Source organism: Ruegeria sp. CDSB113 (assembly GCF_059611045.1).
Genome location: NZ_JBXWOU010000024.1, coordinates 1 through 20,513, shown reverse-complemented (window position 1 = coordinate 20,513; position 20,513 = coordinate 1). Strand labels below are relative to the sequence as shown.

The following is a 20,513-nucleotide window of genomic DNA, read 5'->3' as shown; positions in this document are numbered from 1 at the left end:
CCGGACAGACGAAGGTACTGACAAAATACCCGCAAACATCACCAAAAAGTTCTTGCAATGCAGGAGCCACCCACAGAGGCCATTCGCTGCGCCCACGTCCGATGTCTCACATGCGGACAAAGTGTGAATTCGCTGCGTTTGCACCAAGGTCTGCAATCTCGAGTAACCGGCCGCACGTGTGCGGCCGATCTTTCGATTTTACCGATCTGTGAGGAGATTTTCAGGTTGGTTCCGCTTCACCGGGGGGTGGAACGTTCAGCCGGTTTCACCAAATCCTTTCGGTACTGGCAAATCAGGCAAGGTTGCCGCTCGTTTTTGCAGGGCCCGCCCGATAACTACACGGCTGATTTCGGTTGTCCCGTCCACAATCCGCAGCATTTGTGCGAGGCGGGACAAACGATCCAGACCATAAGGCTGCAGCAGACCCATACCGCCCAACACTTGCGTACAGGTGTTCGCAACCTTCACTGCGGCATCTGGCACAAACCGTTTGGCATGAGCGGCCATCAGAGGGCCTTCGGGTGTGCCAAGGGATTCTGCCGCCTTTCGATAAAGCAGCTTGGAGGCTTCAAGATCGGTCGCAACCTCACCCAGCATCCACTGGATTCCGTCCAGATCGAGGTTCTTGCCGCCAAACATCTTGCGGTTCTTGGAATAGGACAGAGCCGTATCCAATGCGGCTTGCATCAATCCACAGCATCCTGACGCAATCGACACACGGGCGATATCGATCGCCATGAGCGAGCCTTGCAAGCCCTGACCGATCGGCAGGATGATGTTGTCTTCGCTCACCACCACCTTGTCCATGTACATCTCGGCCAGAGGCAAGAAGCTGTAGGACGGGGTATCATAGAGCGGTCCAAAGCTGAGGCCCGGCGCATCGGCTGGAATGGCGATCATCGCCATATCCTGGTGGCCGGGCTCATTGCTGGTCTTGACCACGGTGAAATAGATATCAGCCTCGGTCGCCAGGCTGACCCATGCCTTCGCACCGCTGATCGTCCATGTGCCGTCGTCATTGATCACGGCCCGCGAATACATGTTTGTGGCATCCGATCCGGATTGCGGTTCGGTCAGTGCAAAGTTCGCCAGTTTGCGGCCAGAGGTCAGGTCTCGCGCCCATTTTTCCTTGAAGGCATCTGTGCCATAGCCGCAGCCCGCGAACGTACAGATGTTATGCATCGACAGGGCAAAGGCATAAGCGCCATCTCCGAGCCCCAGCTGTTCGTAGACCTGAATGCCCTCTGAAAGTGGCAAGCCCTGGCCGCCAAACTCCTCGGGGGCGTAGAGCCCCGTCAGGCCAACGGCCCCGGCCTTGTCTGACGCATCACGGGGCCATGTCTTCGTGGCGTTCCAGGCGTCCACATTGGGCAGGATGACCTGCTCGGCGTGGTCGCGTGCGGCCTGGAGTATGGTGGCGAGTTTGTCTGACATTGATGGATCCTTTCAATGGCGATTGTTCTCAGATGACGCCACAACCCGGCAATCGTGGATGGCCGGACTGATGAGCTATGAAGGCGAAACTTCAGCTGAAAATGCTTCTCTGCGGCAAGACTTAGCGAGCCAGCCCGTTAAGCTCTATCTCGTGTGCTGACAGATAATTGTCCAAAAGTGACAAATGGCCGCTTATGTATGTGATTTGCGATATGCGCTGGGTGTACTGCCGGTCCAGCGTTGAAAGGCCCTGTGGAAATTGGCAGCCGAGGAAAAGCCGACATCATGTGCGATGGCCTCAACGCTTTTGCGTCCCGCTTGTAGATCGCGGATCGCGATGTCGCGCCGCAGGGCATCCTTGATCGCCTGAAACGACGTCCCATCCGACTGCAACCTGCGGATCAGGGTGCGCGGGGTCATGTGCATTGCGGATGCTGTCTGGGTCAGGGTCGCCGCGTCCCATCCCGTTTGGCCCAGATAAGTGCGCACCCGCAGCGATTGGGTGTGTTCACGCGAAGAGGTGAAAATCCAGTCCCGCGGCGCGTTTTGCAAAAACCGGTCAAGGTCAGCGGTGCTGCGCGTCTGCACGGGACCCAGTGCATTCGGATCGAACGAGATTGCGGTGGCGGGCTGGCCAAACCGCAGCGATGCAGGAAAGATGATCGCGTAATCCTGATCAAAGTCCGGGCGATCAAACGCGAAATCAACGGCTTTAACCGGAACCTCATGCCCTGCCAGCCAAGACATGAGCCCGTGGGCAAGTTTGAGGATCAGCATATGTCCAAACCGCTGAAGCGGCACTTCGCCTTGTGGTTTCAGGGTAAGCACCAACGCGTTGTCGGCGTCCTCCAGATCAAACTGATAATCATCCAGCAACAAGTTCCAGAACGTTGAAAACCGGTAGAGCGCCGATGCAAGAGACGTGGCTTCCCTGACAGTGGTCAGAAGATGTTGTAGGGCCCTCGGCCGGACGGGTCTGCTCCAAAGCCCCATCATCTCATCACCGGTCTCAACTGCGGCAAGTTGATAGAGGCAAACGATCTGATCCAGCGTGACGCGACCATTCGGCGAGCGCGTATCCGCGTTCAGACCGGACCGGCTAAGCAGCGACGCCATCTGCGCCTCTGGGCACAGGGCACGCAGCGCCGCCAGCCAGTCATCGACAAACTGGCTGGAAACCGTGGAAAGGATCGTTGGCGTGACATTGGTCATAACGCCTCAGGAGGTATCACCAATTCCGGTCGACATGAAACGCAGGCTTGCAGATGGCGGCCTTCGCAGATGACAGAATGTCAATGTCTCAACCAGATAACGCTCTGCTTGAACTCATTTCAGTGGGGTCAGGCGACTTCGAACAACGCTGCGGCCCCCATGCCTCCGCCAACACACATGGAGGTCACCACGTATTTTACGCCACGACGCCTCCCCTCAAGCAGAGCGTGCCCGACTTGTCTCGCACCTGTCATGCCGTAGGGGTGGCCAATCGATATCGCACCGCCGTTCACGTTGTAGATTTCGGGATCAATCCCAAGGTGGTCGCGGCAATAGAGAACCTGGCAGGCAAAGGCTTCGTTAAGCTCCCAAAGGCCGATGTCTTCGATGCGAAGACCTGCATTCTTAAGCAGCTTTGGAATGGCATAGATCGGGCCGACCCCCATCTCTTCCGGTGCGTTTCCTGCAACAGCCATGCCGCGATAGATACCTAGCGGTGTGAGACCCTGTTGCTCAGCCATTTTGCCTTCCATGAGCACACAAGCCGAGGCCCCGTCAGAAAGCTGGCTTGCGTTTCCGGCAGTGATCAGTCCTCCTTCGACAACCGGGTTCAGCTGGCCAAGTGTTTCGGCCGTCGTACCCGGCCTGTTGCCTTCGTCTTTTGACAAGGTCACTTCTTCCAGGGTTTCCTCTCCGGTTTCGCGATTCTTGCCCCGCTTTATCGCAGTGATCGGGACAATCTCGTCATCAAAGGCGCCAGCAGCCTGAGCCCGGGCCGTCCGACCTTGGGAAAGTGCAGCATATTCATCCTGGGCGTCACGACTGATCCCATATACCTGCGCCACATTTTCCGCCGTCATCAGCATCGGCATATAGGCATGTTCAGATTGGGCGATAACGTTTGGATCTTTCTCATCGCCCGCCCATTTCAGATAGGCATTCTGCAGGATGGAAATATTTTCCTGCCCGCCTGCCACGGAGACATTCTGACCATCCACAATGACCTGCTTTGCGGCCGTCGCAATGGCCATCAATCCCGATGAACATTGCCTGTCGATCGTCTGTCCTGCCACCGTATTGGGAAGGCCCGCCGCCAGCGCCGACAAACGCGCGACATTCATGCCTGCGGTTCCCGCCGTAAGGACCGATCCGATGACGACATCTTCGATCGAACCGGGGTCCACGCCTGCACGTTCAACAGCGTGTTGAATGGCGTGCCCCATCATGGTAGGGGATTTGATGTTGTTCAGCGAACCTTTGAAGGCAACCCCAATAGGGGTTCGTGCGGTTGAGACGATAACGGCTTCTCTCATGATTTTTCCTTTTTGGCATCAAAATGCGCGGCAAGTGTTACGCCCGAGGTTGCGAGTTCTTCCAGCAAAGGCGCAGGCGTGAACCACATCTCACCATAGGCACCAAGCGACTGCCGATAGTGGTTCATGCGTTCCAGAATCTGGCTTAATCCAAACTCGTCGGCATAGTGCATTGGGCCGCCGCGCCAGTTCGGAAAGCCATAGCCGTTGGTCCAGATCAGGTCGCAATCACCCGGGCGCGTCGCAATGCCCTCTTCAAGGATCAAGAAGCCCTCGTTGATCAGGGGGAACAGACAACGCTCAAGGATTTCCTGATCGTCGATTTCCCTGCGCTTCACGCCATGCAAGTCTGCCAAATGGGCACTGATTTGAACAATCTCAGGGTCTTCGACCCGTGTCCGTCCCTCGTAGACATAGCTTCCACGCCCGGTTTTCTGACCCAGTCGGCCCAGTTCAAACAACCTGTCCTGCACAGCCTGGTATGTCGGGTCATGCGCGATTTCACTACGCCGTTCCTGACGCACGCGTGCGCCCACATCGACTCCGGCCAGATCTGCCATCGCATGAATGCCCATGGCCATGCCGAAGCCTTCAAGGACGTCATCCACCTGTTTCGGCGTCACCCCCTCAAGAAGCAGACGAGATCCTTCGCGGAAGTATGGTTCCAGCATCCGGTTTCCAACAAAGCCGTAGCACACGCCAACCGTGACAGGGAGCTTCCGGATCTTCTTTGCGACCGTGATTGCCGTTGCAATGACATCGGGAGCGGTCTTGGCGCCGCGCACCACCTCCAGCAAGCGCATGACATTGGCCGGGCTGAAGAAATGGAGACCAATCACATCCTCCGGGCGGGACGTGACCGCGGCGATTTCATCAAGATCCAATGTCGATGTGTTTGAGGCCAGTATCGCGCCAGGTTTGGCGTGCTGGTCTAGGCTCGCGAAAATTTGGTGTTTGACATTCATGCTTTCAAACGCCGCTTCAATGATCAGGTCAGCCTTCGCAAGGTCTGCATAGCTGAGCGTCCCGGTGGCGTTGGCGGCGATTGCCTCTGCCCGATCGGCACTGAGCCGCCCTTTTTGAGCCGCACGCTGGAAATGCTCCCGGACCTTTTCCAGCCCCTGTTCCAGCGCAGTTTGTGTGGTTTCCAGAAGCGTGACCGGATATCCCGCCTGCAGAAAGGCGATGGCAATGCCGCGCCCCATCGTTCCGGCACCGATCACGGCGACCGATGAAATGCTACGTGGTTGGTCAGCACGGGTAACGCCGGGAACCTTGGTGCATTCACGCTCTGCGAAGAACAGATGCCGCCCCGCGCGCGATTGAGGTGTGTCGAGCAGTTCAGCGAAACCTGCCTTCTCTTGTGCCAACCCCTCGGCCAGCGGCAATTCGCACGCGGCCTCGATGGATACCAAACAGCGTTCAGGGGCGACAAGGTTTTTGGACGTGTGCGCTATCTGGTCTCGGAAACCCGTCAGATATCCCTTCGGATCAGGGTGTGTGACGGTCATATCCATGCAACCGCGTTTCGGATCGCCCTCATGGCTGACACGGGTGGCGAAACCCAAAACATGCGCGCGAAAATCCTGGTCGTTCTCAAATAGTGCGTCGACCAGCCCACAAGACAGGGCATATTCGCCTTTCACGGGATCACCCGAGAGGATCATTTGCGTTGCCGCTTCCAGCCCGGCAATCCGGGGTAGTCGCTGGGTGCCTCCGGCACCAGGCAGCAGCCCCAGTTTGATCTCAGGTAGGCCCATCACGGCATCCGGCGTGGCGACACGGTAATCACAGGCAAGCGCGATCTCCAGCGCACCACCCATCGCGGGACCTGCTATCGCGACGATAATGGGTTTCTTGCTGGTTTCAATCGTTTCACACAGGTCTGGCAAGTCCGGCTTGTCCCAAACTGCCCCGGTACGGAACTCGACGATGTCAGCGCCGCCGCAAAAGAGCGGCAGAGCCGAACATAGAACGATGGCTTTGACCTGTTCATCGGCGTCCAACTCGTGGATGGCCGAGGAAAGCGCCAGTCGCATCTTGAGACCAAGAGCGTTCACTGGCGGGGCATTCAGCTCAATGAAAGCGACACCCTCGGTATGTTTAATGGAAATCATGTTTGGAAACCTCAATTGGACTGTTTGGCAAGATCTTGTTCGATCTCTGCCCAATCGTCGAAGTGGATTACATTGCAGGGTGAATTCACGTTCTCGAGCCAGACAAAGACGGAGATGAATGGCTGGTCATAGACCCGGGTGGCGTGGGGATCGCCCGCCGCGTTCCAGATAAGTGATCCAGCCGGATAATCCTGCCAGTCACGGGTGCCAAACCGCCAACCAGATTTCTCGGAAAGGTTCAGGTACAGTTCTGGCGCGTCGTGGTTGTGGTCGCGATACAGCGTCCTTGGTCCCAGCATGAAAATGCCAAGGTTGAAATCGAGATGGTGATATCCACATGCATCCGGCCCGATCAGCAGAGTATGCAGGTTGCACCTTGTGTATCCCTCTCCCAAATCGGCACCGGGGGGATAGAATTGGGCGTTGTCTTCGCGCCAGATCAGATCATCCTTGGCCGCTTTCAGACAGCCTGCGATTTCCTGCAATTCCGGGGCTGCAATCCCGGCGACAGCGTTCTTCAGAACCTCATCATGCCGGGTTCCTTGGGGAGGTAAGTCAATGAGCTTCTCATCGGACAGATCCATGGCTGCCAGCTTGTCCAACGTCAGATCAACGCCGCGCGTGGCAGCTCTGTGAGCCTGCAGATAGGTGACAATCGATTGAATAAGCGCCTGAATACGACGTTGTTTGTCTGTCATGATTTTAGGTCCGAGCGCGTTGAAATATCTTGCCGCACGAGTTTCTTGTCGAGCTTGCCGACGCTGGTTTTAGGTAGGCGGTCGACAAAGATTAATTCGTCTGGAACTGCCCATTTTGAGATCTCGCCTGCGTCAACCCACGACTGGATTTCTTCCATGACTCTCAAGCGCACAAGATCCGGGTCGGCATCCTTTGCGGCTTGAGCGACCAACACTGGCCTTTCGCCCCATTTCGCGTGCGGCAGCCCGATTGCTGCGACGTCCTCAACGCCGCTGCAAGACGATGCTATGTTTTCCAGTGCCAGTGAGGATATCCATTCGCCGCCGGTCTTAATCACATCCTTGAGGCGGTCAGTAATCTGCAACGATCCATTCTCGCGGATATACCCAACATCCCCGGTATGCAGATACCCACCGTCCCAAAGCTCATCCGAGGCTTGCGCATTATCCAGATAGCCTTGTGTCAACCAGGGAGCCCGAGCAACAACTTCGCCGGTTGTTTCGCCGTCATGTGGGACGTCCTGCATATCCGGTGTCACAACACGAAGGTCGACAAGAGGGCCGGGAAAGCCGGTTTGCGCCTGCATCTCGGGGTCATTGCTGGACAAATCGGCCACCGTCAGAAACGGACAGGTTTCGGACATCCCATAGGCCGCATGTAAGGATATGCCTGCCGCCGCGGCGCGGTCCTGCAGGCCTCGCGGCAAAGCGGCCCCGCCAATGATCACTTTCCATCTGTCCAGGTCAATTTGTGGGCAGCCCGGATGGTCGAGCACCATTGACAGAACCGTGGGCACGCAGTGTGAAAAGGTGACGTTTTCGTCTGCAATCAATCGCAAGATTGTGTCAGGGTCATATCGACCGGGATAGACCTGACGCAGCCCCAGCATCGTTGCGGCATATGGAAATCCCCAGCCGTGGACGTGAAACAAGGGCGTCAGCGGCATGTAGACGTCGCCGCGATGAAATCCGGCATTCCCGGGCCATGCGCCGAAACCTGCGATCAAGCTCAATGTGTGAAGGACCAACTGCCGATGTGAATAGCTCACCCCCTTGGGATTGCCGGTGGTCCCGGTTGTATAAAACAAGGTTGCCGTTTGGTTTTCATCGAAGTCCGGGAAGTCAAAGCTGCCTGGGGCTTTGCCTATCCACTCTTCATATCCTTCTCCGTCTCCAATCGGCACGATGGTGATGTCCCGATCAAAGCCCGATTTGATACCCTCAATGAGCGGCATGAAATCGCGGTGCACGATGATCAGATCCGGTTGTCCATGGTTGATCGTATAAAGAACCTGAGCAGGAGACAGACGCACGTTGATCGTGAAAAGGGACCCGCCCATCATCGGGATCGCGAAAAAACACTCAAGATAACGGTGCGTATCCCAATCCATGACACCAACGCGCATACCCTCATGTATCCCGCTCGCCTTTAAAGAATTGGCAAGTTGGCGCACGCGTTTGCCCAAGTCCGCATAGCTCAACCGCATTTCGGTGCCGCTGACGATCTCTTGGCTGGCTGACGCGAGCTGGGATCCGGCCAGCAAGTGTTTAATCAGCAACGGATAGCCATATGCATTTGGCGAGGGTGAAAGTGGTGGCATGAAGGTGGAATCCCATAACATCTCTATCTGCTAATCTGGCATTTCTCACCCCGTGGAAGAATTGAAAGAAATTTCCTTTCATCAAGAAATTCTAACCGATCACATCGCACCGCGAATTGCGTGCTACCCCCTGACAGGTTATGAAAAAGAGTATCAATACCCTGCTATGTTCGCGCCCGTCGTCGGATAACTCTGCTTGAGGGTAAGCAGAATTGATTTCATCGAGGAGATGCAGCAATGACCACTCACATGCCCACGCTGGTTTCACTGCGCGCTTTTGAGGCGGTGGCGCGTCACAAGAGTTTCCGAAAGGCCGCTGACGAGATTTGTGTGACGCATGCGGCAGTCAGCCACCAGGTCAAAGCATTAGAAACAACAATCGGTGTTAAACTACTGGAACGCACAAGCCGTTCGGTCGAGCTAACACCGGCTGGCGAGCAATATTACCCGCCAATACGCGAACACATTCAGGGAATCATCAAAGCCACTCGGCGCATCCAGACACCTGAGGAACCGGACGTGTTGCTCGTTCAGTCCTACGCAAGTTTCAATACAATGTGGTTACAGCCCAGATTGGCAGACTTTCTTCAGGATAATCCGGACACACGCGTGCGCATCGTCTCTACTTTTGAAGACGGTGATTATGACATGCACCGGTTCGATGTGGGCGTGTTCAACGCGCCACCATTTGACAAACGGTTTGACTATAGCCCCTTGTTCGAAACGGATATCTACCCGGTATGTGCTCCGGAGGCCTTGAAAACCGCAAGCGGTGGAATGCCGCTGGAAGAGCTAAGAAATTTCCTGTTGCTGAGTGTCCCAAACACATGGAATGAGCCGGATGACTGGGACTGCTGGTTGGATGCGGCGGGCTTAGATCGCGAAACGATGAAATTTGGCTCTGTTTTCGACAATTACCCGCTGGTCCGTGAAGCTGTTCTAAAAAATCACGGTATCAGCGTCGCAAGAGCACCGTTTTGCACGCGTGACCTTGAAAGGGAGCGCCTGGTCAAACCGTTTGATATTTCGGTGCCCGAGCCAGGCAGCTGGTATCTGGCGACGCAAAAAGAACGTGCACCCAACCCAAAGCTCGATACGTTTGTTGACTGGCTGTTCGAACAGATCGAAGCCGACCCAACCATGCGGCTATTTCGGGCCTGATCTGATGAATTCCAGCTTTGTCGTCAGCGCGCGTCAGGACTGACGTGCGCCTGCTTCGGATGCGACGCGAGGGACGAGTGCGCGAACCAGTTCAGTCATATCCAGTGAGCCGACTGTCTTCTCCCCATCCTTGACAACATAGGCGTGTGACGTATCCCCGCCGGACCGCGCGATCATGCTTTCGAGCGTGTCGTTCACGTCCACTTCGCCATGGGCATCTTCTGGCACTTGGCCACCGTCCAGCGGGGTCATGATCGAGCGGACCCGCAGAACCCGTGCTCGGTTGATGTCGCTCACGAAGTCTTCGATGTAAGGATCGTTGGGGTTCAACAGAATATGCTGCGGCTCGCCCTGCTGCACGACAAAGCCGTCTTTAAGGATCACAAGGTGATCGGCCAGCTTCAACGCCTCATCTAGATCGTGAGTGATGAAGATGATGGTCTTGTGCAGCTCTTTTTGCAGCTCGAGCAGCAGGTCCTGCATGTCTGTTCGGATCAGTGGGTCAAGAGCCGAGAAAGCCTCGTCCATCAGCATGATCGGTGTGTTCGCGGTCAGCGCCCGGGCAATGCCCACACGCTGTTGCATCCCACCGGACAATTGCGCTGGATAATGGTTCTCGAACCCGCTCAGACCCACGCGATCCAGCCACTTGGCGGCTTCACGGTCGCAAGTCGCCTCGTCCTCGCCGCGCACCGAGAGCGGCATGCCTGCGTTCTTCAGCACGGTTTTGTGCGGCAAAAGCGCGAACTTCTGGAACACCATCGACATCTTTTCCTGTCGAGCATGGCGCAACCCGTCCTCGGACAGTTGCATCACGTCCTCACCCTGCACGATGATCTCGCCCGCAGTGGGTTCGATCAACCGGTTCAGGTGGCGGATCAGAGTAGATTTCCCAGAGCCGGACAGGCCCATGACCACTGTGATTTCCCCCGCCTGCATATCGACGTTGATGTTGTTGAGCCCCAACACGTGCCCGTGCTGCGCCAGCAATTCTTCCTTGCCCATGCCTCCTTTGGCATGCTGCAACACGTCCTTGTCGCGGGCGCCAAAGATTTTATAGAGCCCGGACAGGCGGACCATTGGTTGTGTCATTGAACCGGCTCCTTAATGTTTGACTTGGGTCTTATCGACCCGTGTGAGAGCTGCCTTGGATACGCGGTCAAGGATCACGGCCAGCAGAACAATGCCGATGCCCGCGACGATGCCCACACCCAGTTCAAGGTTTCGGATACCGCGCAACACGTTCACGCCAAGGCCAGGGGCCGAAACAAGAGAGGCGATCACGACCATGGCAAGGCTCATCATGATGGTCTGGTTGATTCCGGCCATGATATTGGGCAGCGCTAAAGGGAGTTGCACCCGCATCAGTTTCTGGCGGTCCTTCATGCCAAAGGCATTGGCCGCCTCGATCACATCCCTGTCGACAAGCCGGATGCCAAGGTCGGTCAAACGGATCACCGGCACAATCGCGTAAAGGATGATCGCAATCCCGTACAGTTTGGATTCCGTGACCGAGAACAAGAAAATCAGAGGGATCAGGTACACGAATGTCGGCAGGGTCTGCAGCAGGTCGAGCAACGGAACGACGCCTTTTTGCAATCGGTCGGATTTCGACATGGCAATTCCAATGGGCACACCGAACAGCACCGAAATCGTCGTACACACAAAGACGATCGACAGGGTTTGCATCGCCACATCGTAGTGGTCTACGAGGGCCAGCATCATAATCGAGGCGGCCACGAAGATCGTCACAGGGCGCGAACGTGACGCGTACCAGGAAATCGCCACCAGAAGCGGTACCATGATGAACCATGGCGTCGCTTCAAACAGCCAAAGTGCGCCATCCAATATCCAGCTCAATGGCTGCGTGATCGGGTCCAGAACGGTTTTCAGGACCGGTTTGGCTGCCAGAAACCCTTCTTCGATCCCGTTGGTTACATCGCGCGACTGCCATATGCGGTTGCAGCTTTCGTGCAGATTATCAAACGAGGGAATTGGAATGAGCGGCTCAGAGGCCTCTTCTCCTCCTGCTTGCGCCGCAAGATCAGCCAGCGAAAGAGGCGCTTTGTCATCGGACGTGCCACACCATTCGCTCAAACCCAATGCGCTGAATAACTTGTCATAGAAGGCCATTTTTCCCACTTTCCGATCTACTTCAGTGCGTTAGGGGCATCGCTGAGGATGCCCCTGTCCATGCAGTTTACTGCAGCAAGGCGGAAAGCTTGTCGCGCGCAGCATCGTTAAGCCACGCCCCCCAGACATCCTTGTAGGTTGTTAGGAAATGCACCGCGCCTTCATCGTAGGAGGCATTGTTGTCTTCAACCCATGCCAGCGTTTCGCCCATCTGAGCGTTGGTGAAGGATAGATTTGTCATCAGGTCAGACACTGCTGCGTTTTCGGCCATGAATTCTTTCGACAGAACTGTAACGACTTCACTGCGGGGGAAGGCGCTCATTTCTGGCGTCGCGCATTCCGCTGTGATGTTGCAGGCGTGCTTTTCAGGGTCATGGGGGCCCATATCGACCAGGGTCATCGGGTATTTGCCCAGTACCGATGTTGGTGCCCAATAAAAGCCGAACCATGGCTCTTTGTTTTCGTAGGCGGCAGCGATCGAAGCCGCAAGGGTTTCGCCTGATCCATGCACGAAGTTTTCAATGCCTGCATCAATCAGCCCGCCTGCCTTCATCAGGTTGGTGCTGACATTTAGACAGGTCCATCCCTCGGGGCAGTTGTGAAAGCGATTTCCGACGAGTTCGGGGTTGGCTGCGATGCCTTCAATTGTTGCCAGTTCCGGATGCTCTTCCACAAGGTAGTTCGGAACAAAGAACCCTTCGACACCGCCATCTGACAAAACTTCGGTCACAGGAATGATCGCACCTGAAGCAACCAGCCCTTGGTAAGCCGGCGCGCCGTTTGTCCAGATTTCAGTCAGAATATCGGGCTCTCCGGTCTCGGATACGGATGCCAGCGCAGGGTTGCTCGAGAGCGGAACCGTGGTCACTTCGCAACCATAGCCTTGCTCCATCAGAAACTTCGAGACCGCGGTCACAATTTGCGCTGACCCCCAATCGGCCTGCATCAGTGATACTTCACCGCATTCGTTTGCCTGGGCCGCCGAAGCGGTGATTGCCGCAGCAAATACGCACCCGAGACCCGCTGAAATCTTGAACATTTCTTTCCTCCTTGTCATCGGCGAAACAGGGGCAGAGAAACGCTCCAAGCCAAAATTCGCCTTGTTTGTAGTGATGATTTGTACCGACAGGCCTAATGGCAAAAAACTGAAAAGAATTTTGGATCATGTACAATTGTTTACAGGTGGAGAGTTGAAGCCAGGCTCGAATTTAGTGACCTCCGTTCCAACGAAAGCTTCTTAGATGTAAATCCATAGGTGGCTTATGCGTGTGTATTATTGCCTCTTCTCAGGAGTCGGCAGGAGGAGTGATCAAACCCGGGGACGTCCGTTCTGTGCTCATCACGCCCATTCGAACTAGCTGCAGCATCGGTAGATTGGGCTCAAAGCAGACCTTCGACGGTCAACAATAAGGAGCCAAGGTCTGCTGTGCGGACAAAGCGGACCTCGCACGCTGTACCTTGAAGGTCTGCTTTAGGATCGCTCGGGCACTAGCACGATGTTTGAGTTCTTTCGCAAAAACACTTGTAGCGCACGGTCGACCGCTGAACTTTGCTCCCAAACTTGCTGATCAAGTGGATGAAGGCGCTCTATGTCGTCTTGTATGTCAGCGGCTTGGCCCAGTGTGTGCGCAAGGTTATGCAACGAAGTAGCCTCCAATGCAGTCAAGAGATCGTCCATGTACTTGTGCCCTCTATTCGAGAAGAACTGAGTATGGCCTCCGTTACCAACCTCACCAGAATAAATCAGAACAAGCTGGCACTGGTACTCAGGTAACGACAAGCCAAACTTCAGCTTGGCTTCATCTGCGCGGTGCGACCAGAATCCACTGATTGTTGAAACCGCGTCCAAAGCATCCGTTTGCTCAAGCAAGGATTGAAAGTACTTCTCGGATATCCTTGGTACCATTGCGTCTCTGCGTTGCTAGAGCAGCCTCACGTACTCAAACCAGACATTGGTGCAAGTTGCAGCATCCGTCAATATGGGCTCGCAGCCGACATTCGGTAATTTCACTCAGACAATTGACGGGCACCAAGGGGTCAAGGTCGGCAAAGTGCTGTAAGCGGCCTAATGCACCCACAGCAGCCAAATTACGCAGCGACGGCGGCTTAGGGCTCAGAGCGGTCATCTGACAACTTCTGTCAGCCATCAAAGGCCTCCCAGCGCGCCAGAGGTCGGCAGTGCGGACAAAGCCACTATTCGCCATGCTGCGAAGATGAAGTCACAAGTTGCCAAAACACCTTTTCAACGCACCTCCCAGTTCAGCAGCCATGTCTTTGGGTGACTTCCCAAACTCAGATATAACTGACTGATGTGCCCTGGATTTCAGGAGTGCCTCTACAACTTCAATGTTTCCTTGGCTTACGGCGACATGAAGGGGTGTTTGGGACATGTCACCTACGGCGTTCACGTCGGCACCAGCCTCGATAAGTAGCAATGCTCCATACGTATTTTTTCGCCAAAGCATCACATGTAATGGGGTATCACCATCGGAATCCCTACTGTCGATGTAAACGGGAGTTGCACCCATTCCGGCAGGGAACAAGGTTTCGGAACATGATGAAAGGACTTGATCCAAAGTTTCCCGAGATTTGAACTTCTTAGACATGCCACCCCTCGCCAAATCGATTTGCAGTGACGAAATAGCATAGCTGAATTCCGCATTTCTAACGAGAAATTTCTAGTCATTTCGGGCTCTCTGCCCACATTCGGCCATTCCACTCAGACAATTGACGGGCACCAAGGGGTCAAGGTCGGCAAAGTGCTGTAAGCAGCCTTGTGCACTCGCAGCTACCAGATCACTCGGCTATGTCTGGAAAGGGCTCTTACTTCCAATTTGGCCACATCGTATAGAACGACCGTTAAGAGCCCAGAGAAACTGATGCTGCGCGTTGCACTAATGTCGGCTATTACGGTTCAGATCAAGAATTTTCAAGATCAAGCGGAGCCTGCCAATTACTCGCGGTGCAAGAACTTTCGGAGATTCTGACGGGTGCCCGCGGCTCATTAGGGCCGGTCTGGTACAACGCGCCTAACGGACGCGCATGGTGCATGGGTCTTTTCCAGGCCCTCGGTGAAGTCCGCGATCTGTTCACATCCGAAGAGTGTTGGAAACAATTTTGCGAGGCAGGATATGTTTCGGCATGTTCTGAAAATGCGTTAGTCGTCATAGATGCCGCTAAAAAGCGGGGCGCTCTCAGGCTTTGTTGGTGATAGCTCTGGGTTGGTTTCGAGGGGTATCATGATGTGGGGCGTTAGAAAGCCGTATCTGGTCTCTAGAACAGAGTTGAAGACTTCGCCCAAATTGTCTGTGCGATAGGTCGAAATCACAAGGTGAGGTTCAGCACCTAGGAGCGCGCTGTAGAGAGCTGAATTCTGCCCTTCTTCTTTGGTCTTGCGGACGCCTTGGGCATCGAGCCATAGGCGGGGCTCCATGCGACGGCTGGGGATCATGCCGATGCCGTCGAAATAGGTATCGTCTTTAGCAAGCTGCGCCTCTGCGAACTGGACAAGCACCAGTTGAGCGCGGTTGTCGTGATTCAGATACTGCACATTTCGCACAGTGCTCTGCACGGCAATAGCTATAAGTACTCCCACCATAATCGCGCTCCATCTTTTCGAGTGCCGCAGAAAAAAGGTTGCTGCTGCAGCGCCGTAGACTGCCAGGAATGGTAATGCCATGGCAAATACGTATGGCCATGTCTGATTGTGAAAGAAAACGAACGCGGTGAGCACGACCGTGTAGACAAGGAATATCCGTGCGGCATTGTCCAGTTTGCGCAAACGCGTGACGGACAGAACGAATCCAACGACAACCAATCCATATTGTAACGGGTTGCGCAAAAGCGTTTGCCAGACATACACGTCGAGCCCTTCGTAGTAACTGCCGCCGTTGCGTGCGAGTTCGACCGGCCCCAGGAAAAGAACCTCCAGAATCTGCAGCATCGCTGGGCCGCCAAGCAGGGCGCCGTAGATCACTATGGCGACAGCCCAGCCCAGAATAAGCAGCCCTCCGCGCTTGATCGCGCACGTGAAAGAACGCATGCAGATCGCATCAATCACCAATGCGACCCCCAGGGCGAAGTTGAAATAGACCGATTTCTGCGTCGTCACGAACGCAAACCCGCAAAGCAGGCCGGCAATCAGAAGGGTTTTGGCGCGGTCAGCCTCACACCGGATGATTACCAACACGGCGAAAGCGGCTAACATCGTAGCAAGTGGTTCGGATCGCAGGCGAAACCCACGCTCGATAAAGTTGCTGAAGCTCAGCAAGACCGCCACGGCGAGAAGCGCGGTAATACGCTCGTAACCCAAGGCGCAGGCGCACTTGTAGATGCACCAGGTCAACGCCAATGCAAGGCATGCCGTGGTCAGCCGACCCGTTATCAGCATAGAGCTGGCATCCCAGCCAATCAGGTGAGCAAGTTCATAAAAAACTGCGTAGCCGACCGCTTTTTTTGGCCAGATCGTCTCGAACGTGCCGTCGAACAGATACACCGGCTGGGTAAAGTGCCAGAACTCATCCATCACGAAGCGGGTATTGACCGCCAGCACAAGCAGGATGGCGATTTTCACCAATACAAATGCCTTGATCGCAAGTGATAGCCGTTGTTCCTGGCTAAGATCGGCGGGCTGGAAGTGAGCGAGTGCCGTCATCCCGAATGCCCTATTTTACGACTTTGAAGGCGTGATTCTGTGACCAGGGTTTGATCGACTTTTCTGCTACGATTGCGTCGGACCCGAAAACTGATGTGATCAGATCCAGCTGCTCATCCATGGCCATGTAGGCCACATTTTTGTCGGCACCAATGTGAACATCGGCAATGTAACAGGCTGCATGGATGGGTGTTTTTCGTTTCAGCCAATCCTTGAACACGAGAACACCGCCCGGCATCAACAGCTTTTTTGCGGCTGCCAAGATGTCCGAGCGGATTGCGCCCGGCACGTGGTGCATGACATCATTGATCACAACCAAGTCGAACTGCCCAGGGCACTCTTCTGCAAGATCTTGAGCGTCAATCTGGCGAAACTCGGCGTGGTCTCCGTCATATATGCGTCCCAAATGCGGGATAATGTCGATGCCCAGATAGGACGCATCAGGGAAATCCCGGCACAGACGTTCTGCCAGCGCACCCTCACCACACCCGATTTCACAGATCGCCGTCGGATCTGACCAGTCCTGGATACAGTCCGCCAGATTCTCCAAATTGATGAAGATACTGCGGTATAACTCCGAGACTTGCCTCTCATAAGGACCAAAAGCGCGTCGTACACTTGCTCCAATCGAACCCATGTCATGTTCCTCTTTTCAGCCCCAGCTTCAGCCGGGGTACTAATCTGTTCACTATCTGAGTGCTCATGAAAAAATCGCGCCATTCGAACGGGCCGAGCAAAAAAAACGCACGAAGGGCTGAAGCAACACCACGCAAACTTCGATGATGCAGGCCTGCCAAACAGACGTTGAGTGCGTTGGCCGCTTCCGCGCGCTTGCGGGCGCGATTTGTCAATTGATCCGGCAAATGTGCCAGATGACGGTTGAGCGGTATCTCTAATTGGCGCTTGAAGGATTGCAGGTCGCTCGATCCGGTTATGGTCTGGGATTGTGCATGTATCCGAAACGCCGAGGCGCGGGTGGGGTCCCAAGCCAAACCATTCTGCGCGAGGTTCAGCCAAAGATCCCAATCAGCCGTGTACCAAAGTTCCTCATCAAGGCCACCCAGACGCAGGGCGGCGTTGCGCCGGAACATGACCGCTGGCAGCGCCAAGGTGTTTTGCACGATCAGGTGCGAAAGCGCCTCTTCGGAAGATAGGACACACTGAACATCTCCAAATGGTGGACACATCTGTCCGACGATGTTGCCCTGCGCATCAATAAGATCAGCACCATGCACCCAGATGTCGACGTCTTGATGCTGGGTGCTGATGTCTTGCAAAAGTGCCGCACGCCCGGTCAACCAGATATCGTCTTGGTGCAACATAGTGATGAGCGGTGCGCGTGCCTCACGCAGACCGATGTTTGTGTTCTCGGTCCATGAACTGCCGTCGGGATTGTCGATGATCCGGATCGGAAGACGGTTTTGCGCTTTCTCAAGCACAAGGCGACTGCCATCAGTTGAGCCTTGATCGACGGCGATAATCTCAAGCCCGTCGCATTGTCCCTCAAGGGATGACAGCGCCATATCCAGCGTCGCGCGCCCATTAAAGACAGGCATGATCACAGAAAGCCATGCCCGTGTCATGGCGCCCCCCGCTTAGAGGGTCGGAGACCTGCGAGTAAAAGCGGTGCAATCAGGAAAAACCCCAGGGTCGAGATCACCCGCAGTGCCAAAGCGGCCTCGACCGCCTGATCGAACGGCAAGCCGTCGCGTGCGAGCACGCCCGCCCAAGTCACTTCCACCACGCCAAGCCCACCGGGGAAAAAGGGCAGCGACATCAGAAACAACACCAAAGGATAGGCAATCAGAAGGGGGAGGATGTCCACGCCTGAAATGGCGTTGAGCAGCAAGACATTGAGTGCAGCAAGGACGGTATAGCCAAGAAGGCTTAGCGCGGTGACAGATGTCAGAATGCGGTCCGGCAGTTGCGCGGCTTTTTCGAAACCCAGACGCAGGCGGGTTGCGGTTCGCGCCAAAAGTGACGTCCCCTGATCCGCGATACTTGCCAGAAGTTTCGACGCCACCTGAATGGCAAATCTTACGAAGATAACCATGGCGCCCAAAACGAGGATTGGGACAACCGCATCAAACACCCAACCAACCGTTGGCACCAGAAAGAAAAAACTCAGAACTGCTGCGCTGATCAATACGAGAAGTTGAAATGTCTGCTCCAAAGCCGACGTTCCCAAAGACCGCATGACAGGGATATCGAAACGCAACGCAAACCAAGCGCGAATGACCGGAGTGCAAAGCTGGATTGGAAGGATTTGCCCGGCAAATGCGGCCAATGTTGTCGCTGCGGTTGCATGCTGCAGTGTCAGAGTTTGACCCCGAGGGGACATGGCTTTCAGCAACACTCGCCAGCGCAGAGCCGCCAAGACGACTATTGTGGCTTGGGCGAAGGCAATGGCACCATAGGTCCAAAGGGGGATGCGGGCGCACAAGGCTACGAAGTCAGCGACAGACGCGCCGCTGCCCAAAAAAAGAGCTATCAACCCCAGGACCGCACCGGCGGTGATCAACAACACCATCCAGACGCGGTTCTGTTTTGTCCCAGCTCCTTCGATGATGTTTGCACCCCTCATCATGTTGTCATGTCCGATTTGATTATTCACCTATCGCAAACAGATGCCGCGAGCGATTTCCAGAAACCACCGACATAAGGAAACCGGAAAAGAACACTTGTGCGCCTATCACACACATCGTTCCGGCCGCGATCATCGCCCGCATCGCGCTGAGGCCCGCATAATCCGATGCGACCCAGCCGAACGTGATTGTGCTAATCCAAGCCAATCCACCTGCAATCAACAGCATGCCCGCCAAGAGCCAGTACTCAAGCCGCGACGCATTGAGAAAGGCTAAGGCGCGTCTGCTGGGACGCCGGATAAGTTCTTTGTAATTGTAAAGCTTAGCAAACATCCCCATGGCTATGGTCTGCACAGATATGATCATTGCGGCACTGGCCATAACAGCCCAGTGGCTGCCAAAGAAAATCCCGCCGATCTGCACGAGTTCGTCACCGCCGGCAACAAGCAGGGCTGTCATCATGGCCAATCCCAACAGGCCAAGCGTGACGCCCGGTACCATGAAAAGCCAGCTTGGGCTCAGCAAAAGCATGTAGATAAGGTGCCGCATCCCATCGCGCCAAGGGTTCAGGTGCGGTGGTCGGCCGCGCTCATCCGGGGAAAGGGTGACCGGCACTTCCGCGATCTTGAAATCCAGCAAGACCGATTTCAGAAGCATTTCGGAGGCAAATTCCATTCCCGACGACGACAGGTTGAGTCGCTCCAATGCAGGCGCGGCCAGGGCGCGCAAACCGCAATGGGCGTCGCCAATATCGGTCTTGAAGAGAACCCGCAGAATACCAGACAAAGCTGGATTGCCTATGTAGCGGTTCTTCCACGGCATCGCGCCGGGCTTAATGCCGCCAAGAAACCGGTTTCCCATGCACAAATCCGCACCGTTCAACAGTTCCCCAATCATCGGAACAGCTTCAACGAAGTCATAGGAGCAATCACTATCGCCCATCACCAAATATTGCGATCTCGCTGTGCCAAACCCGGCAATCAAGGCCGCGCCGTAGCCGCGTTCTGCTACATGCACCACCCGCGCGCCTGTACGCAGTGCGATGTCTTGGCTGCCATCGTCGCTGCCATTGTCAGCAACAATCACTTCTCCGGAAAGACCGTATTTTTCACGAATTCCCGCCAGAGCTTCTCTCGCTCTGAGAATGCATCTTTCTAGCGTCGTTGCCTCGTTTAGACACGGCAGGACAAAAGCGACCGAGATGGTTTGATTCAGCATGGGCCCCTCACTTGTCGAAAGCTAATTATCGCAACAGTTCGTTTCCGATACTACGAATTCCTGTGTCGAGATTAAGGCGTGAATTGTACCAATTAGTGGTTTACGAACTGAGGTTTCGTCTTTGTTTTGAAAGCCCTTTGATCAAAAAAGTGTTGCTTGGGTTACAGGTCAACCCGACTGGCAAGAGTCAAGGTCCATTGATTTCATGAAATAACCTAGAGGGGACGTTCGCGTCGTCTACTTCAACGGCAGCAAAGTCCGCACAGCAGACCTTGGCTCCTTATTGTTGACCGTCGAAGGTCTGCTTTGAGCCCTAACCGGATGAGGTGGGTGGCTCCTGCTCCACCGGCATCGAATGTGCCAAAGTGCAGTTGTCAACGACTGCTA

At 55.1% G+C, this 20,513-nt stretch carries 17 protein-coding genes; 1 reads left to right on the top strand and 16 read right to left on the bottom strand.

From position 1 onward, the window contains the following. Positions 1-255 precede the first annotated feature (255 nt). From AC2FIS_RS22765 to AC2FIS_RS22740, 6 genes are all read right to left on the bottom strand, one after another. Positions 256-1,434 carry an acyl-CoA dehydrogenase family protein gene (locus tag AC2FIS_RS22765; protein WP_496775565.1) on the bottom strand — a complete coding sequence of 393 codons (1,179 nt, stop codon included), beginning with the start codon at positions 1,432-1,434 and terminating at the stop codon, positions 256-258. A gap of 192 nt (positions 1,435-1,626) precedes the next feature. After that, positions 1,627-2,646: an AraC family transcriptional regulator gene (locus AC2FIS_RS22760; RefSeq protein WP_496775564.1), complete on the bottom strand. Its 1,020-nt coding sequence runs from the start codon at positions 2,644-2,646 to the stop codon at positions 1,627-1,629. Positions 2,647-2,774: 128 nt separating this feature from the next. Next, entirely contained in the window at positions 2,775-3,959 is a 1,185-nt protein-coding gene (locus AC2FIS_RS22755; protein ID WP_209509591.1) for an acetyl-CoA C-acyltransferase, read from the bottom strand. Continuing rightward, on the bottom strand, positions 3,956-6,076 hold the full coding sequence (locus AC2FIS_RS22750; protein WP_496775563.1) for a 3-hydroxyacyl-CoA dehydrogenase NAD-binding domain-containing protein: 2,121 nt from the start codon (positions 6,074-6,076) through the stop codon (positions 3,956-3,958). Before AC2FIS_RS22750 ends, AC2FIS_RS22755 begins: the two co-directional genes overlap by 4 nt. A gap of 11 nt (positions 6,077-6,087) precedes the next feature. Further along, complete coding sequence (locus AC2FIS_RS22745) at positions 6,088-6,774, bottom strand: dimethylsulfonioproprionate lyase family protein (protein WP_058277181.1); 687 nt, start codon at positions 6,772-6,774, stop codon at positions 6,088-6,090. Then, the gene (locus AC2FIS_RS22740) at positions 6,771-8,375 is read right to left on the bottom strand and encodes a fatty acid--CoA ligase (protein ID WP_142638589.1); all 1,605 of its coding nucleotides are present in this window, start codon (positions 8,373-8,375) and stop codon (positions 6,771-6,773) included. Before AC2FIS_RS22740 ends, AC2FIS_RS22745 begins: the two co-directional genes overlap by 4 nt. Before the next feature lie 237 nt (positions 8,376-8,612). Here AC2FIS_RS22740 and AC2FIS_RS22735 point away from each other — a divergent pair, with 237 nt between their 5' ends. Then, positions 8,613-9,536, top strand: a complete 924-nt coding sequence (locus AC2FIS_RS22735) for a LysR substrate-binding domain-containing protein (protein ID WP_058277183.1) — start codon at positions 8,613-8,615, stop codon at positions 9,534-9,536. A gap of 33 nt (positions 9,537-9,569) precedes the next feature. Here AC2FIS_RS22735 and AC2FIS_RS22730 read toward each other — a convergent pair whose 3' ends face one another. The 10 genes from AC2FIS_RS22730 to AC2FIS_RS22685 all read right to left on the bottom strand — a co-directional run bounded on the left by AC2FIS_RS22730 (position 9,570) and on the right by AC2FIS_RS22685 (position 20,126). Then, complete coding sequence (locus tag AC2FIS_RS22730) at positions 9,570-10,628, bottom strand: quaternary amine ABC transporter ATP-binding protein (RefSeq protein ID WP_058274115.1); 1,059 nt, start codon at positions 10,626-10,628, stop codon at positions 9,570-9,572. 12 nt (positions 10,629-10,640) lie between these two features. Continuing rightward, positions 10,641-11,669 carry an ABC transporter permease gene (locus AC2FIS_RS22725; protein ID WP_058274114.1) on the bottom strand — a complete coding sequence of 343 codons (1,029 nt, stop codon included), beginning with the start codon at positions 11,667-11,669 and terminating at the stop codon, positions 10,641-10,643. A gap of 67 nt (positions 11,670-11,736) precedes the next feature. Beyond that, positions 11,737-12,708, bottom strand: coding sequence for an ABC transporter substrate-binding protein (locus AC2FIS_RS22720; RefSeq protein ID WP_142638587.1), 972 nt, complete (start codon positions 12,706-12,708; stop codon positions 11,737-11,739). Between the two features lie 432 nt (positions 12,709-13,140). After that, positions 13,141-13,575, bottom strand: a complete 435-nt coding sequence (locus tag AC2FIS_RS22715) for a DMP19 family protein (protein ID WP_496775562.1) — start codon at positions 13,573-13,575, stop codon at positions 13,141-13,143. A gap of 313 nt (positions 13,576-13,888) precedes the next feature. Next, on the bottom strand, positions 13,889-14,275 hold the full coding sequence (locus AC2FIS_RS22710) for an ankyrin repeat domain-containing protein (RefSeq protein ID WP_496775561.1): 387 nt from the start codon (positions 14,273-14,275) through the stop codon (positions 13,889-13,891). Between the two features lie 551 nt (positions 14,276-14,826). Next, positions 14,827-16,323: a DUF7056 domain-containing protein gene (locus AC2FIS_RS22705; protein WP_496775560.1), complete on the bottom strand. Its 1,497-nt coding sequence runs from the start codon at positions 16,321-16,323 to the stop codon at positions 14,827-14,829. A gap of 10 nt (positions 16,324-16,333) precedes the next feature. Next, entirely contained in the window at positions 16,334-16,960 is a 627-nt protein-coding gene (locus AC2FIS_RS22700; protein ID WP_496775559.1) for a class I SAM-dependent methyltransferase, read from the bottom strand. 1 nt (position 16,961) lies between these two features. Beyond that, positions 16,962-17,906, bottom strand: coding sequence for a glycosyltransferase (locus AC2FIS_RS22695; protein ID WP_496775558.1), 945 nt, complete (start codon positions 17,904-17,906; stop codon positions 16,962-16,964). Then, a complete protein-coding gene (locus AC2FIS_RS22690; RefSeq protein ID WP_496775557.1) occupies positions 17,903-18,910 on the bottom strand; it encodes a flippase-like domain-containing protein in 1,008 nt (335 codons plus the stop codon). The genes AC2FIS_RS22695 and AC2FIS_RS22690 overlap by 4 nt, the downstream gene beginning before the upstream one ends. Positions 18,911-18,929: 19 nt before the next feature. Further along, on the bottom strand, positions 18,930-20,126 hold the full coding sequence (locus AC2FIS_RS22685; protein ID WP_496775556.1) for a glycosyltransferase family 2 protein: 1,197 nt from the start codon (positions 20,124-20,126) through the stop codon (positions 18,930-18,932). Positions 20,127-20,513: the final 387 nt, after the last annotated feature.

Coding starts and splice junctions, on each gene's coding strand:
- AC2FIS_RS22755 (WP_209509591.1), bottom strand. CDS start 3,959: ATGAGAGAAGCCGTTATCGTCTCAACCGCACGAACCCCTATTGGGGTT.
- AC2FIS_RS22720 (WP_142638587.1), bottom strand. CDS start 12,708: ATGTTCAAGATTTCAGCGGGTCTCGGGTGCGTATTTGCTGCGGCAATC.
- AC2FIS_RS22700 (WP_496775559.1), bottom strand. CDS start 16,960: ATGGGTTCGATTGGAGCAAGTGTACGACGCGCTTTTGGTCCTTATGAG.
- AC2FIS_RS22745 (WP_058277181.1), bottom strand. CDS start 6,774: ATGACAGACAAACAACGTCGTATTCAGGCGCTTATTCAATCGATTGTC.
- AC2FIS_RS22690 (WP_496775557.1), bottom strand. CDS start 18,910: ATGATGAGGGGTGCAAACATCATCGAAGGAGCTGGGACAAAACAGAAC.
- AC2FIS_RS22730 (WP_058274115.1), bottom strand. CDS start 10,628: ATGACACAACCAATGGTCCGCCTGTCCGGGCTCTATAAAATCTTTGGC.
- AC2FIS_RS22750 (WP_496775563.1), bottom strand. CDS start 6,076: ATGATTTCCATTAAACATACCGAGGGTGTCGCTTTCATTGAGCTGAAT.
- AC2FIS_RS22695 (WP_496775558.1), bottom strand. CDS start 17,906: ATGACACGGGCATGGCTTTCTGTGATCATGCCTGTCTTTAATGGGCGC.
- AC2FIS_RS22710 (WP_496775561.1), bottom strand. CDS start 14,275: ATGTCTAAGAAGTTCAAATCTCGGGAAACTTTGGATCAAGTCCTTTCA.
- AC2FIS_RS22760 (WP_496775564.1), bottom strand. CDS start 2,646: ATGACCAATGTCACGCCAACGATCCTTTCCACGGTTTCCAGCCAGTTT.
- AC2FIS_RS22740 (WP_142638589.1), bottom strand. CDS start 8,375: ATGCCACCACTTTCACCCTCGCCAAATGCATATGGCTATCCGTTGCTG.
- AC2FIS_RS22705 (WP_496775560.1), bottom strand. CDS start 16,323: ATGACGGCACTCGCTCACTTCCAGCCCGCCGATCTTAGCCAGGAACAA.
- AC2FIS_RS22735 (WP_058277183.1), top strand. CDS start 8,613: ATGACCACTCACATGCCCACGCTGGTTTCACTGCGCGCTTTTGAGGCG.
- AC2FIS_RS22685 (WP_496775556.1), bottom strand. CDS start 20,126: ATGCTGAATCAAACCATCTCGGTCGCTTTTGTCCTGCCGTGTCTAAAC.
- AC2FIS_RS22725 (WP_058274114.1), bottom strand. CDS start 11,669: ATGGCCTTCTATGACAAGTTATTCAGCGCATTGGGTTTGAGCGAATGG.
- AC2FIS_RS22765 (WP_496775565.1), bottom strand. CDS start 1,434: ATGTCAGACAAACTCGCCACCATACTCCAGGCCGCACGCGACCACGCC.
- AC2FIS_RS22715 (WP_496775562.1), bottom strand. CDS start 13,575: ATGGTACCAAGGATATCCGAGAAGTACTTTCAATCCTTGCTTGAGCAA.